This window comes from Pseudooceanicola batsensis HTCC2597, assembly GCF_000152725.1.
In the GTDB taxonomy this organism is placed as follows: domain Bacteria; phylum Pseudomonadota; class Alphaproteobacteria; order Rhodobacterales; family Rhodobacteraceae; genus Pseudooceanicola; species Pseudooceanicola batsensis.
The window spans coordinates 150,067-163,498 of the sequence record NZ_AAMO01000009.1 but is presented as its reverse complement, the minus strand read 5'-3'; the positions used below and the strand labels follow the sequence as shown (position 1 = coordinate 163,498).

Sequence of the window (13,432 nt, the reverse complement as noted above, 5' to 3'; positions counted from 1 at the left end):
ATCAGTCTCCGAAACCGGTGAAGCGTCGCACCTGCGCGCCGTCGGCAAGCTGCGCGCCGCCTATGGCGACAACCTCCTGCCCGGGCTCGAGCCCCTCGGTGACTTCGACGGTGCCGCGCGCGGTGGCGGTGATATCTATCGGGGTGGCGGTCACGGTGCCGGTCTCCGCGCCCGCGGGGTCGAAGACCATGACGCGGGGCACGCGATCGTTGCCGATGACGATGGCCGAGGCCGGCAGCTCGATCCGGCTGGCGCCGGTTTCGAGCACCGCGGTGACCTTGGCCGAGGACCCGGGCAGCAGGGTCAGGCCCTCGGGCACCGCCATGCCGACGGTCAGTCGATATGTCTGGCCCACCTCGGCCGTCTCGGCGTTGAACTCGCGCAGCTCCAGCGCAAAGGTGCGGTCGCTGGACGGAAACTGTGCGGTGAGGGCCAGGTCGGGGTCCTTGCCAGCCCGCTGAAAGAGCGTCTCGGGCACGTCGATTTCGATTCTGAGGTCCGACATGTCGTGCAGCCGTACCACCGGGGTGCCGGCGGCGACCGTGGAATGGTTGGGCACCAGCCGGGCGGCGACAATGCCGTCGAAAGGCGCATGCAGGGTTGCGTTGCGGAGCGAACGCTCGGCGTTGCGCTGTGCGATCTCGGCCAGCTCGGCCTGGGTCTCTGCGTCTTTGAGATTGGCCTCGGCCACGGTCGACCCCGCCAGCTTGCGATAGCGTTCGACGGTGCGCCCAGCCTGGGCCGCGCGGGCCTGGGCCTCGTCAAGCGCCAGCTGGAAAGGGTCCAAGTCCATCTGCGCGACCAGCTCGCCCTCGGCCACCGCGGCGCCTTCCTCAACCGGGAAGGCGACGACCTGACCGCCCACTTGAAACGCGAGCTCGACCGTTTCGCGTGCCACGACCTTTCCGAAGAAGACCCGGCGCAGTTCGCCCGCGTCGGCGCTGACCTTGGTCAGCTTGACCACCGGAGTGTCCGCGCGCGCCGGCTGGCCGGGGGCGCCAAGCGCAAGAGCGCTCACCAGCAGGACGGCGCCCATGTGAGCCGGCGCGCGTTGCAGCGCGTCACGTACCAAAGCGATCATTTCGATAATCCTTGTTTAGCGCCTGGTCGGCTGCCCAGCTGCGACGAGGCAGAGCTGACGCAACGTGGCGAGTTGGGTGAAAAGGTGGTCGCGATCGCATGCATTCAGACCTGCCGCCTTGGACGCGCGCTGCACGAAATCCGATAGCGCGGTCACATCAATCCCCGCTTCGTTCAGCGCCGGGGCATATGGCGAGAGGATATCTTCGATCACCCCGCGGAACCGTTCATGCGCGGCGTCCATTCCTTCCTTGCTGCTGGCATGGACACCATCGACGAAATCTTCGGAGTTGGGCATCGCGGTGACCATGTCAAAACCCGCGACGACAGTCTGCTCGAAGACCAGGTCCAGTAGATCGCCGAGGGTATCGTGCGGCCCCCGACCTGCCTCGATCCCTGCAAGCGCGCGCTCCGAAAAGCTTCTGATGAGCGCCCGGAGGATGTCGTCCTTGTTACGGAAATTGTTGTAGAAGGTCTGTCGCGAGACCCCGGCCTCTTCGCAGAGATCGCTCATACTGCTGCGCTTCACTCCATAGCGAGAAAACACACGCAAAGCGGCGTCGAGTAATGCCTGTTCGGTTTCATTCATCCGGAGCGCCTGAATACAAGTTTACTCTCCTTGGACATTCGAACGAAATTTGTCAACTTGAGAATGCCCAAACCTGAAGGCTTCTCCGTCGCAGCTGCTCGCCGGGGTCAAGCTTCTCGCCTCGTGGAGGGTCACGATCTCGCGCTTCGGATTCGACGGGCTGGCCGCGACGCGGGCACGGCTCCAGGGTCTCTGCCATCTGCAACGGATCCCGCAGCAGGTGGTTTGGGAGCCCACAATTGTTTGCACCGAAAACCGGTACGGATCCATAACTCCTCGGCCAGCCGCTCCCGAAATACGTTTCCTGCCCCTGGTCGTTGCGATACCACTGGCTTGGCACACATGGAGGGCTGGATGCAGGAACGCGCGAGGCGGACGAGAAACAAGATCCTGGATGGCTTGGTTCGGGTTCTTGTGGACAATGGTCCTGCGGCGGTCACGCACAGGTCTGTGGCGAGCGCGGCGGGCGTCAGTCTGGCTGCAACCACCCGGTACTTCGCGACGAAGGACGCCATTATCGAGGGGCTCTCGGCGCGGACGATGGAGGGCTATCTTTCGGACCTGACGCGTTTGATGCAGCGGATGCGCGACGGCGAGAGGACCGGGATCTCCACGCTCGACGATCTGGTGATGCAGGTGGTCCTCAACGGGCTGACCCGAGATCGGGATCACTCCATTGCTTGGTGCGAACTCATCCTCCTCGGCGCGCGCAGCTCCAGTGGCCGCGAGCTGGCCCGGGATTGGTATGACGAGGCCGACCGGATCTGGCAGGCGATCGGTGACATGCTGGAGACATCGACCCGCCCGCGGTGCATCACGCCAACGGTGGATCGCGCGGTTGGGCTGCTCTTCATGCTTCATCCCTTGGCGCCGACCCGGGAGGAGGCACGGCGCATCCTGGCCGGGGAGAGCAAGTTGAGCGAACATGGGCTCGTACGCGAGGACGACAACGATGACCCCGGCAGCGAACCCAGGGGGACCAAGCGCGATCTGATCAACGTGGCGATCGATCTTCTCGTGCGAGAGGGGCCGAGTGCAGTGACCTACCAGGCGGTGTCTCAGAGCGCCGGGCTTTCCAGAGGCGCGCCGAGCTACCATTTCCCGACAGTCGAATCGCTGATGGAGGCGGCGCAGTTGGCGCTGTTCCGGCGCGCCAAGACCCGATACCGCGACGCCTTCAAGGAGTTCCACGCGGATCGGATGGACCCCGACGTTCTGGCGGATCTCACGACTGCGATATTTTTCTCCGAGGCCATGGTACACAACGAAGAGAACCTGGCGTTCTATTCCGTCTGGGTGCGCTCGGCGGAGCGGAGCGCGTTGCGACCGCCGGTGCTCAAGGCCCTGTCGGATCAACAGGAGTCATGGGGCAGGACACTTGGACAGATGACCGATCAGCCGCCGAATACCTTTGCGGCGATGCAGCTGCAGGCTCTCTTCCTCGGCAAACTACTGCGTGCGATCTCTACTGCCAGCAGCGTGGGCGAAATCGCCAGGGCCCGAGGACATTTTGCGATGGCACTGGCGGATCTGAGAGGCGCTTGCGAGGAGTGATAAAAGCGTCGGTCGTGCCCGGCCGACGCCAAATCCGATGCTAGAGGCAGGCTGCATCCGCCTCATAGGCAGTGAGGTCATTGTCCAGAAGCGTTTCGGCCCAGACCTTCGTGCGCACAAGTTCGCGCTTGAAGAAATAGGTCGCGGATTGCTTCTTTCCCGTAGTGAAATCACTGGGACCATCGCGCGCTTCGCGTTCCTGCGCCGCCCGAAGTATGCGCAAATGCATCCACGCGAGCACCAGGTGACCTGCAAAATCCAGGAACAGGGTGGCATTGGCCAATCCGGCGCGTCTGTCTCTCGCAACCTCCTCTGTCAGTGACCGCGTGACAACCTCGAACCTCTCCAGCGCCTCGTCGAGGGATTCTATCAGGTCCGGACTGACAGTCCGGTTGGCGGCCGCCATATCGGTTCGGATCCTTTCGACGAGAAGCTTCACGCCCGCCGAGTCCTGCATCAGGACCTTCCGGCCAAGGAAATCCAGTCCCTGGATGCCGTGCGTGCCTTCGTGGATCGGATTCAGGCGATTGTCGCGATAGCACCGCTCTATCGGATAGTCCCGCGTGTATCCCGCGCCCCCCAGTACTTGGAGCGCGTGCTTGTTGGCCTCGAGGCAGAATTCCGACGGCCAGGACTTGGTGATCGGGGTCAACATTTCGAGCAGCAGCTCGGCTTCGTGTCTTTCGTCCTCTTCGGAAGTGGAGGCAGCCAGGTCGACCAGCGAGGCGCAGTAGAGACAGAGGGCGAGGGCGCCCTCTACGGCCGCCTTCTGCGCCAGCAGCAGGCGACGGATATCTGCGTGGTCGGTCAGCAGGACCTGCGGCTTCGTGGCGTCCTTGTTGTCCGGATGCCGGCCCTGCGGCCGTTCCCGCGCATAGGCAAGAGAGGCTTGGAAACCGCACTGGCCAAGCGCGGTCGCCCCCACCCCGACCGCTATCCGAGCCTCATTCATCATCTGGAACATGTAGCGCAGCCCCTGATGCTCCTTGCCGATCAGATAGCCGATGCAGTCACCGTTTTCGCCGAAATTCAGGGCGCAGTTGGTCGTCGCCTTGTAACCCATCTTGTGGTTCAGCCCGGCGAGTGCGACATCGTTCTGCACCCCGATCTGACCGTCGGCGTCGACCCGGTATTTCGGAACCACGAACAGCGATATGCCTTTCACGCCCGGAGGGCTGTCGGGCAGTTTTGCCAGCACCAAGTGTATGATGTTCTCGGAAATGTTGTGATCTCCGCAGGAAATCCACATCTTGCGGCCGGAAATGCTGTATGTGCCATCCTCCCGACGACGCGCCTGGGTGGTGATATCCGACAGCGAAGAGCCTGCCTGCGGCTCTGACAGGCACATCGTGCCGAGGAACCGGCCCTCCAGCATCGGAGAGAGATAGCGTGCCTTGATGTCATCGTCGCCGAAAGTCGCAAGCATCCGCGCCGCGGCGGCGGTGAGCATCCCGTAGCCCTGGAAGGCGATATTGGCCGTTGCAAAGATGAAGTAGAGGGCCTGGACAACGGTTTCCGGCAATTTGGGGCCGCCGAACTCCTCTCCGAACGGGGCAGCGATGAAACCGGCATCGGCGAAGGCTCTGACCGCCTCTCCGGTCTCCGGGATCATTTGAACCGTGCCGCTTTCATACGTCGGCTCATTCTCGTCACCGAGCCTGGCGTAAGGTTCGAAATGCGAGGCGGCGAGACGGGAGGCGGTGTCGATCACGCCCTCGACGACGTCCCGGTCGATATGCGCAAAAGAGGCGGAGTTCATCAGCTTTCCGAGGTCGGAGACTTCGAAGAGCTGGAACAGAAGGTCGGCGCGATCAAAGGTAGCCATGTAGATACATCCTGTCGGGAGCAATAAATTCAGCCGAAGAGGCGGCGGCGTTCATCGAGGGCGGCTTTCATGCCCTTTTCTCCGACCAGCTTGAAGAATGCGTTGAACGTGGGGCTCTGGTGAAACACGGCATCGAGATCCGCGGCCTGCCGTGACGAGGTTTCGAGGCCCATGTTGTCGTACCAGTTGTCGGCCGCCTCTTTCAGTATCTTCAGATGGTTCACCGGTGTGCGGGCGATATCCTCTGCCATGCTCCGAACGCGTGCTTCCAACTCTTCTCCGGCCACAACCTCGTTGACGAGGCCGAGCTTCCCTGCCTCTGCCGCGTCAATCAGTTTCGCGGTGTAGAGAAGCTCCTTCGTCTTGCGCATGCCGATGAGCAGCGGCCAAAGGAAGACGGTCGGCGGAATTCCGAGGTCGCGTCCGGCGGGGTGACCGAAGCGGGCCTCTTCGCTGGCTATCACGATATCGCACATCGCAAGAAGTTCACCCGCGCCGGACAGCGCCGGGCCTTGTACCGCCGCCACGATAGGCTTGGGAAACTTCCGCATCCCCAGCCAGTACTTCAGGAGTTGCACAATATCCTCGCGGTCCTTCTGGAGATCGACGCCGCCTTCGAATTCCGCCGGGAACTGCGAGATGATCCAGTCGTCCGGGCTCAGATCGTATCCGGCGCAGAATACCTTTCCGGTGCTGCGCAGTACGACCACGGCCACCTGATCGTCCTCCGCGGCCGAGGACAGGACATCCTTCAATTCCGCCAGCAGGGTGGGGGACATCGCATTCATCTTCTCGGGCCGATTCAGCGTCACGGTGGTGATGCCGGCGTCGAATTCGGCAAGCAGTGTTTCGTAGGTCATTTTCGTCTCCCTGTGTGTGTCATCTGGCCCGAAAGCGGTTCCCTGCAGGTGCGGGATATCCATGGCGCGAAGCGGCCCGGCCCAACCTCCTGGGGCGAACGAACCACCGTGAACGGAAAACACTATTGACTGATCTTTGCGAAATCGTCCATGATAATTTTGCCTTAAAATACGAGGTATGTGGCAGGTAGATACAAAAAATTAGGAATCTGTACCGATCAAGCAGAAGGCCAGGGTCCGGCGGTCGTGGGGGTCGGGTTTCTGTTGTTTCTCGGTCACGGGAGGCGTGGCGCAACCGGGCTTCGGATCGGATTCAATGGCGAGAGAGGCGGCGCGCGTTCCTGCGATTGTGGAGGGAGCGGGCGAGTGGGTCTGCTCATGCGACTTGGTAACGGCCGATACGCCTGGAGCGTCTCCAGGCCTCAAGGGAGGAAAGAGAAAGATGAACCACTTGCTCGGAACAGCGCTTGTCGGCGCAGCCGCACTTGCCATGGCCAATTCAGCGGCGGCGACGGAACTGAGATTTGCATCGGGATGGCCGCCGAACTCGGCGCCAACGGCGATGGTCGAAAGTTTTGCCGAACGTGTCGAGGAGATCAGCGGCGGTGACGTGACGATGAAGGTCTACCCTTTGTCGCTGCTGAACTTCGCAGAGATCAACGCGGGTGTGCGCGACGGGATCGCCGACCTTGCCGTGAACATCACGGCCTATTTTCCGTCCGAGTATCCCAACTTCAACATGTTGAACGAATATTCCGAGATCGTGGAGCTTGACGAGTTCGCGGGTGATCGCAGCCAGTTGGCATATGCCGGGGCGATGATGGAATACATCATGCTGAACTGTGCTGACTGCCGCGCAGAAGTCGAGGAGCAGAATCAAATCTATCTGGGGGCTTTCGCCTCCACCACCTACGCTCTGCAATGCATGACGCCGCTGGAGACCGCCGCCGATCTCAAGGGCAAGCGCATCCGTGTCGCCGGGGCTTACTGGTCGCGTTGGGCCGAGCATTTCGGCGCCGTGCCGGTCTCGATGTCCGTGAACGAGACACTCGAAGGCCTCAATCAGGGTGTGGTCGACTGTAATGCGGGCAACACGGCCGACTTTGTCAACTTCGGTATCGTCGATATTGTCGACCATCTGTACCTCGGCCTGCCGGGGGCGCTCTACGTGGCCCCCGTGACCATGAACAAGGATAGCTGGTCCGCCCTTACGGACGATGACCGCGCCGACTTGCTGCGGGCGAATACCCGCCTCATGGCCGACATCATATGGGTCTACATCGACGAAGCGCGTGAAGGCCGCGAGCGCGCGCTGGAGAAAGGAAGCACCTACGGTCTCGCCTCCGACGAGCTGATCGAAATGAACCGGGAATTCGTCCAGCAGGATATGCAGGCCATCGCCAGCATCTATCGCGACCGGTTCGGGATCCAGACCGGCGAGGCGGCGGCGGAGAAGCTGACCGAGCTCATGCGGAAATGGACCGACCTTACGAAGGGCGCGGAGAACGCAGAGGAGTTGGCAGAGGTCTACTGGACCGAAGTGGCCTCGAAGGTGGACGTCTCCAGCTATGGCCAGTAGCCAGAGCAAATCTTGACAAGTGTCGCTCCGGAGGACGCACTTTCAGAGGTGCCGATCCGGAGCACTTTTCCATCGCAGATGTTCCATGTTCGCAATCGACCGGGCTCTTTCGTACCTTTGGAAGCAGTCCCTATTTCCGGGGCCATGTGCGTGGCCCTTATGATGTTGCAACACCGCCGATGGCGCGGGCCGGTATCTCTTTGGGAACCAAGAAAGGGTAGACATAGATGTTGCTGAACCAGTCTTTCCGGCGCGCCGCACAGGTCTTCGGCAAACGGACTGCGACGATTGATGGGGCGGGGATACAAACCTGGTCAGAGGTCGCGGGACGGGTTGAACGGCTGGCCGGAGCGCTTGCTGCACAGGGCGTGTCCGAGGGTGACCGAGTGGCTCTTCTGGCACATAACTCGGCGCGTTTTTTCGAGGCCGTGTTCTCGACACTGTGGATCGGCGCCGTCAGCGTGCCGCTGAACACGCGATGGTCGCAGGCCGAACTCGCCTACGGCCTTGAGGACAGTGAGCCAAAGGTCATCTTCGTCGACGACGAATTCCTGGAAGTTACCCTGAAACTGCGCGACGAGGTGGCCCCCAATCTCGTGGTGATCCGTTTGACCGGGGAGGGGTCGACCGGTCCGGCAGTACACGACCTCGAAGCCCTGGTGGCCGCCAACGATCCGGCCGAACCCGCCTACGGGCCGGTCCAGAGCCTTGCCATGATCTGTTACACGGGCGGAACCACTGGGCAGTCCAAGGGCGTAATGCTGTCTCACTTGGCTCTCTGGTCAAGCGCCCTTGGTTTTGGTGCGGACGTTCGCGATCTCGTGCACGAAAGCAGCACCTCCTTGCTGGTCATGCCCTTGTTTCACGTCGGCGGCCTGCTGTCGCTTTTTGCGATGACTCTCGGGGCCGGGTGCTGCGTCTTCATGCGGGCCTTTGATCCGCTGGAGGTGATGCAAACGATCGAAAGCCGCGGGGTGACCCATCTGATCCTCGTACCGACGATGATCCGCATGATAATCGATCGCAAGGACCTGGAGGACTACGACCTCAGTTCGATCAAGGTTCTCAGCTATGGGGCCTCGCCAATGACCGAAGGCCAGATCGCGGAGACTTTGGAAAAGCTGCCCGGGGTTAACCTTCAGCAATCCTACGGGCAGACCGAACTGAGCCCGTACATCTCGAAGCTTGCGATGGAGCAACATGTGTCCGATGCAAATGGAGAGGCACGACTGACCTCCGTGGGTCATGCGGGGATCATGGCGGAGGTCATCATCGCGGATGACGATCTGCGGGAGATGCCCCGCCGTGAGGTCGGGGAAATCCTCGTACGCGGGCCTCACACGATGACGGGCTACTGGCGCAAGCCCGATGAAACTGCCGCCACCCTTGTCAACGGGTGGGTGCGAACTGGTGACGTGGGCTGGATGGACGAAGAAGGCTTCATCTACATCGTTGACCGCAAGAAAGACATGATCGTGACGGGAGGTGAGAACGTGTACTCATCTGAGGTCGAGAATGCTCTTTCCGCGCACCCGGCCGTCGCCATCGCCGTCGTGATCGGGATCCCGGACGACCGTTGGGGCGAGGCGGTGCATGCTATCATTGTCTGTCGCGACGAACGCACTGCGACCGAGAAGGAATTGATCGAGCATTGCAGGAGCCGCATCGCCGGCTACAAGTGCCCCCGTTCCGTCGAGTTCCGCTCCGATGCCCTACCGCTGTCCGCAGCCGGCAAGATCCTGAAACGCGATTTGCGGGCCCCATATTGGGCGCGATCTTGAGCATGGCTCGAGACGCTTGGTAGTGCCCCTGGCGGGCCTACGAGACGGCAATTGCTGGTTGGGTGTCGTGGCGTTTACTGGCTTAAATTTGGTAACTTGCCGCACACGACGTAGTTGGCACGAGTGTAAGCGGCGTCTGCACCCCACGTTGTAGGTGAGTTCTGGTGTGAACCGGTATGCAAAATTGGCCCCGTAGCGGGGTGATCGGCGTTCAAGAATGCCCCCCCTTTACACTGATTTGGCTGATGCCCCCGATGTTATCGGGGAGCACGGTGATGGGTGTTGGTCGTGGAGACGGTAGCAAAGATCCATTGGGCGCATTTTCAGGACAAGAAGTCGGTCAAGCAGATCTGCCGGGAGCTGCGGGTGTCGCGACGCACGGTGCGCAAGGTGATCCGGTTCGGTGCGACAGAGTTCACCAACGAGCGGGCCATCAAACCGTTGCCGAAGATCGAGCCCTGGAAAGACATGCTCGACCCGAGAGGTGGTCGGGGATTTGTCGCAACCCAGTTTAGAATGTGCCCCGTTCACACCAAGGATTCTGATAAGCAACATTATGTTTTAATTTATACGCGTCCCCAATTACCGGTGTGGGATACACCGTCGCTGCCGAACCCCGGGCCGAAATGCTCAGAAGGCGTTTTGTAGGCCCGGACGCTCGGACCGGTAGCGCAGCAGCTGTCCGGTCGACGACAGGGTGACATAGGCATCCTTCATGTCGTCCCCGCCAAACGCGATGTTGGTCGCGAAGGGATCGGGCATGGCAATGTCGTCCACGATCCTGCCCTCAGGCGATACGATCAGGATCGCGCCAGTGTAAATCTGTCCGATGCAGACATTGCCCTCGGCATCCACGGCAAGGGAATCGAAACCGCGCAGCCCCTCGGGCGACGCGACGAGGCGTCCGCCGTGCAAGGCTCCGGGACGGGGATCAGTCTTCAGCTGACCGGGCGCGATCACGTCGAAGGCCCAGAGCCGGCAGGAAAACGTCTCGGCCACCCAGAGCGTCTTGCCGTCCGGGGAGCGGCCCACGCCATTCGGCCCGTACATCGGAAACAGCACCTCGGTCAGCCCGCTGCCATCGATCCGGCCATAAAGCACCGCGCCCCGGTCCTGGTCCCGCTCGCGGACCTTGCCGTGATCTGTGCACCAGAACCCGCCGTCCGCGTCGAAGACGATGTCGTTCGGCCCCTTCAGCGGCGCCTTGTCGGAGGCGGTGTAAAGAACTGTGACCTCTCCGGTCTCCAGATCGATCCGCTCAATCCGGCCGCCGTCGTAATCCTCGGCCTGTCCGGCCGGATGCAGGGCGCCCTGGGCATCCTCGCGCCAGCGGAACCCGCCGTTGTTGCAGACGTAGAGCGCACCGTCGGGACCAAGCGCGGCGCCGTTCGGGCCGCCGCCTGGATGCGCGACGCGGGTCTTGCTGCCGTCGGGGGCGACGCGGGTGATGTCCCCCGTCGCGATTTCCACCACGATGACGGAACCGTCGGGCATGACCACGGGCCCTTCCGGAAACCCCAGCCCCGTCGTGACGATCTCGTATTCCACTTCCGACATGCCTGTTCCTCCCTCGCTCGTCCTCAGTTCATCCAGAGCGCGCGGGTCTCGGTGTAGGAGAGCCGTGCAAATGACAGGTCCATCGAGGTCTCGACGTCGATGACCATCGGCCGCGCGTCCTCCCGCGTGACCCGAAGCGCCTCTTTCAGCGCGTCTTCCAGTTCGGTCAGACCCGAGACCTTCATCCCGCCACAGCCCATTCCCCGGCCGATGGCGGCATAGTCGACGCGCCCGAACTGGGTCGCGAAGGCATTGCGGGAATGTTGCGACCAGCCAAGCGCGTCGTTGTTCATGACAACCGAGATGATCGGCAGCCCGGCCTCGACCGCGCTGAGCAGTCCGTTCATGGTCATGGAAAACCCGCCGTCCCCGGAAAACGCCACGATCGGGCTGTCCGGCGCCATCAGCTTGCGCGCCAGGGCAGAGGGCAGGGCATAGCCCATGGGTCCGGCCCCGGCGGGCTGGATGAACCGTCCCGCCCCGCGCGGTCGCAGGCAGTGCAGCATGAAGATCCGGTTCTCGCCCGCGTCGCAGGTGTAGATCGTGTCCTCTGGCAGAACGCGCTGCATCGCCGCGACGATCTCCTGCGGGAAGATCGCGGTGGCCCCGGGCGCGGAGGCGGGCAGCGGCGCCATCCGGGGGGTGTTGTCCGCCCCGGACCAGTCCGCGACAGGCCCGGTGTTCCATGCCGCTGCCAGCGCCTCGAGCACGGGCCGCAGATCGCCCAGCACCGGCAGGTCGACCGGCAGCGTCCAGCTCAGGTTGCGCGGTTCGATATCCACCTGGATCAGGCTCTGCCGCGCGGGGTCGATCAGGTCCGGATCGCCCGCCACTGTGTCCGAGGCCGAGAGCTTCGTGCCCAGGGCCAGGATCACGTCGGCGCGGTGGATCGCGCGGTTGGCGCTCGGGTTGCCGTAGCTGCCGTAGACCCCGCGCGACAGCGGGTGATCGTCGTCGAAGACCCCTTTCCCGGCGGGAGAGGTGACGACCGGCAGACCCGTGGTCTCGACCAGACCGGCAAGGGCGGCTTCGGCATCGCCTACCCGCACCCCGTTCCCAGCCAGTATGACGGGCCGCTCCGCCGTCGCCAGTCGCTCCAGCACGCCCGAAAGATCCGGGGTGGCAGGCGCCAGCGGCCGGACATGGGCCCGGGTCGGAAAGATACGGGGGCGTGCGGCGGGATCGATTGAACCGGCCAGCGCCTGGAGGCCGTAGATCATGGCGACCGGCCCGGGTTCCCCCAGCATAGCATGCTTCAGCGCCAGCTGGGTGGCGATCACGGCTGTCTTGGGGTCCTCTGCGGTGAAGACTTCCTTTGTCACGGCGCCGAAGGCCCCGCGCGCATCCCAGTTGCCGTAGCCTCCGGTGCCCGACTGGTAGGGCGCATGCAAGGAAGCCCCGGGCGTGTCGGAAAAATCCGTCAGCAGAAGCAGCGGGGAGGAGGCGAGATGGGCCTCGATCGTGCCGAGCAGCCCGTTGCCAAGCACCCAGGGCCCCTGCCCCAGCAGAACGCCGGGCCTCCCGGAGATGCGGCCCACCGTTTCGGCCATGACCGCGCCCAGGCTTTCCTCGCGGACCAGGATCGTCCGGATGTCGTCCTGGCGTTTCTCCAGCGCGCCGAAGATGCGGCCAGTATGCCCACCGGACAGGCCGAAGACATAGCGGACGCCGGCCTCGACGAGGCAGTCGACGATGGCGTCGGGCGCGTCGATCTCGGAGCCGTATCGTGGGTCGATAGTCATTTGCGCCCCCTGCTTTGCTCTGTGTGCTGGTAATCGAGGTTATTCAGGATCGCCGGGGCGCTGCCGCTGATATCTTCCTGGATCGCGGCCCGCGCGCGTTCGGCATCGCGGGCCACCAAGGCGTCGATTACCGTCAGGTGACAATGGCGCACCGGGGTGGCAGGCACGTCGTGGCGCTCGTAGAGGATGTTCAAGATGGGCCCCATCTGCAGCCAGAGCCCTTCGACGATCCGCAACAGGCGCGGGGAGTTCGCCGCCGCGCAGAGCTCGAGGTGGAAGCGCTGGTTCCAGACCATGGCCGCCTTGTAATTCTCGGCCGCCTTGGCCGCGATCAGCTCTTCGTGGACATGGGCCAGCCGGTCGATCAGCGCCTTGGTGGCGTTTTCCGCCGCCCGCCCCGCCCCTTCTCCTTCGATGAGAACACGCAGCCGGCGCAGGTCCTGGTAGCTTTCGGCAGTCAGTTCCGGCACGACGAAGGACCGCCCCGCGACCTGGGCCAGCGCGCCTTCGGCGGCCAGCTGGACCAGGGCTTCGCGGACGGGCGTCGGGCTGACGCCCAGGTTCGCCGCGAGGTCGCGGATCGTCAGCTTGTCGCCGGGGCGAAAGACACCGGTCATCAGCCCGTGCTTGATTTCCTCGCTGACCGCATGGGACCGGTTGCCCTGCGGGGCGGCGCCGTCTTCGACAAGACGGCTAAGTTGTCCGAAATTCTCTTTCATTACGGGCGCTTGGCTCCCATTTTCGACGGTCGATCCTGTGATCGACACTTAGGCTATTCGCATATTTTCAGCAAGCATGATATAGCGTTTCCGATTTTGATATATAATTTTCTGTTTGATATACCAGGCCGACTTGGCTATCGCTT

The 13,432-nt window shown here is 62.8% G+C and carries 10 protein-coding genes and 1 pseudogene; 4 read left to right on the top strand and 7 right to left on the bottom strand.

What is annotated here, in order from left to right:
- Nucleotide 1: 1 nt before the first annotated feature.
- Nucleotides 2-1,081 carry an efflux RND transporter periplasmic adaptor subunit gene (locus tag OB2597_RS03405; protein ID WP_050759194.1) on the bottom strand — a complete coding sequence of 360 codons (1,080 nt, stop codon included), beginning with the start codon at nt 1,079-1,081 and terminating at the stop codon, nt 2-4.
- A 15-nt stretch (nt 1,082-1,096) separates the two neighbouring features.
- Complete coding sequence (locus OB2597_RS03400) at nt 1,097-1,669, bottom strand: TetR/AcrR family transcriptional regulator (protein ID WP_040608982.1); 573 nt, start codon at nt 1,667-1,669, stop codon at nt 1,097-1,099.
- 354 nt (nt 1,670-2,023) lie between these two features.
- Between OB2597_RS03400 and OB2597_RS03395 the strand changes: the two genes are divergently transcribed.
- On the top strand, nt 2,024-3,223 hold the full coding sequence (locus OB2597_RS03395; RefSeq protein ID WP_050759193.1) for a TetR/AcrR family transcriptional regulator: 1,200 nt from the start codon (nt 2,024-2,026) through the stop codon (nt 3,221-3,223).
- A 40-nt stretch (nt 3,224-3,263) separates the two neighbouring features.
- On the opposite strand, the gene OB2597_RS03390 is transcribed toward OB2597_RS03395, so the two are convergent.
- Both OB2597_RS03390 and OB2597_RS03385 read right to left on the bottom strand, forming a co-directional pair.
- Nucleotides 3,264-4,934: an acyl-CoA dehydrogenase gene (locus tag OB2597_RS03390; protein ID WP_202944570.1), complete on the bottom strand. Its 1,671-nt coding sequence runs from the start codon at nt 4,932-4,934 to the stop codon at nt 3,264-3,266.
- A gap of 143 nt (nt 4,935-5,077) precedes the next feature.
- Nucleotides 5,078-5,971 (bottom strand): enoyl-CoA hydratase/isomerase family protein, encoded by an 894-nt coding sequence (locus tag OB2597_RS03385; RefSeq protein ID WP_202944569.1) that lies wholly within the window; start codon nt 5,969-5,971, stop codon nt 5,078-5,080.
- A gap of 379 nt (nt 5,972-6,350) precedes the next feature.
- Here OB2597_RS03385 and OB2597_RS03380 point away from each other — a divergent pair, with 379 nt between their 5' ends.
- From OB2597_RS03380 to OB2597_RS21210, 3 genes and pseudogenes are all read left to right on the top strand, one after another.
- A complete protein-coding gene (locus tag OB2597_RS03380; RefSeq protein WP_009804113.1) occupies nt 6,351-7,487 on the top strand; it encodes a C4-dicarboxylate TRAP transporter substrate-binding protein in 1,137 nt (378 codons plus the stop codon).
- A gap of 227 nt (nt 7,488-7,714) precedes the next feature.
- On the top strand, nt 7,715-9,268 hold the full coding sequence (locus tag OB2597_RS03375; RefSeq protein ID WP_009804112.1) for a class I adenylate-forming enzyme family protein: 1,554 nt from the start codon (nt 7,715-7,717) through the stop codon (nt 9,266-9,268).
- 279 nt (nt 9,269-9,547) lie between these two features.
- Nucleotides 9,548-9,745: pseudogene (locus tag OB2597_RS21210) on the top strand (helix-turn-helix domain-containing protein); the annotation flags it as partial.
- Between the two features lie 153 nt (nt 9,746-9,898).
- Here OB2597_RS21210 and OB2597_RS03370 read toward each other — a convergent pair.
- The 3 genes from OB2597_RS03370 to OB2597_RS03360 are packed head-to-tail and all read right to left on the bottom strand — an operon-like array spanning nt 9,899 to nt 13,286.
- The gene (locus OB2597_RS03370; protein WP_009804110.1) at nt 9,899-10,825 is read right to left on the bottom strand and encodes an SMP-30/gluconolactonase/LRE family protein; all 927 of its coding nucleotides are present in this window, start codon (nt 10,823-10,825) and stop codon (nt 9,899-9,901) included.
- A 23-nt stretch (nt 10,826-10,848) separates the two neighbouring features.
- Nucleotides 10,849-12,567, bottom strand: coding sequence for a thiamine pyrophosphate-binding protein (locus OB2597_RS03365; protein WP_009804109.1), 1,719 nt, complete (start codon nt 12,565-12,567; stop codon nt 10,849-10,851).
- A complete protein-coding gene (locus OB2597_RS03360) occupies nt 12,564-13,286 on the bottom strand; it encodes a GntR family transcriptional regulator (protein ID WP_009804108.1) in 723 nt (240 codons plus the stop codon). The genes OB2597_RS03365 and OB2597_RS03360 overlap by 4 nt, the downstream gene beginning before the upstream one ends.
- Nucleotides 13,287-13,432: the final 146 nt, after the last annotated feature.

Coding starts and splice junctions, on each gene's coding strand:
- OB2597_RS03360 (WP_009804108.1), bottom strand. CDS start 13,286: ATGAAAGAGAATTTCGGACAACTTAGCCGTCTTGTCGAAGACGGCGCC.
- OB2597_RS03385 (WP_202944569.1), bottom strand. CDS start 5,971: ATGGATATCCCGCACCTGCAGGGAACCGCTTTCGGGCCAGATGACACA.
- OB2597_RS03380 (WP_009804113.1), top strand. CDS start 6,351: ATGAACCACTTGCTCGGAACAGCGCTTGTCGGCGCAGCCGCACTTGCC.
- OB2597_RS03400 (WP_040608982.1), bottom strand. CDS start 1,669: ATGAATGAAACCGAACAGGCATTACTCGACGCCGCTTTGCGTGTGTTT.
- OB2597_RS03365 (WP_009804109.1), bottom strand. CDS start 12,567: ATGACTATCGACCCACGATACGGCTCCGAGATCGACGCGCCCGACGCC.
- OB2597_RS03375 (WP_009804112.1), top strand. CDS start 7,715: ATGTTGCTGAACCAGTCTTTCCGGCGCGCCGCACAGGTCTTCGGCAAA.
- OB2597_RS03405 (WP_050759194.1), bottom strand. CDS start 1,081: ATGATCGCTTTGGTACGTGACGCGCTGCAACGCGCGCCGGCTCACATG.
- OB2597_RS03395 (WP_050759193.1), top strand. CDS start 2,024: ATGCAGGAACGCGCGAGGCGGACGAGAAACAAGATCCTGGATGGCTTG.
- OB2597_RS03370 (WP_009804110.1), bottom strand. CDS start 10,825: ATGTCGGAAGTGGAATACGAGATCGTCACGACGGGGCTGGGGTTTCCG.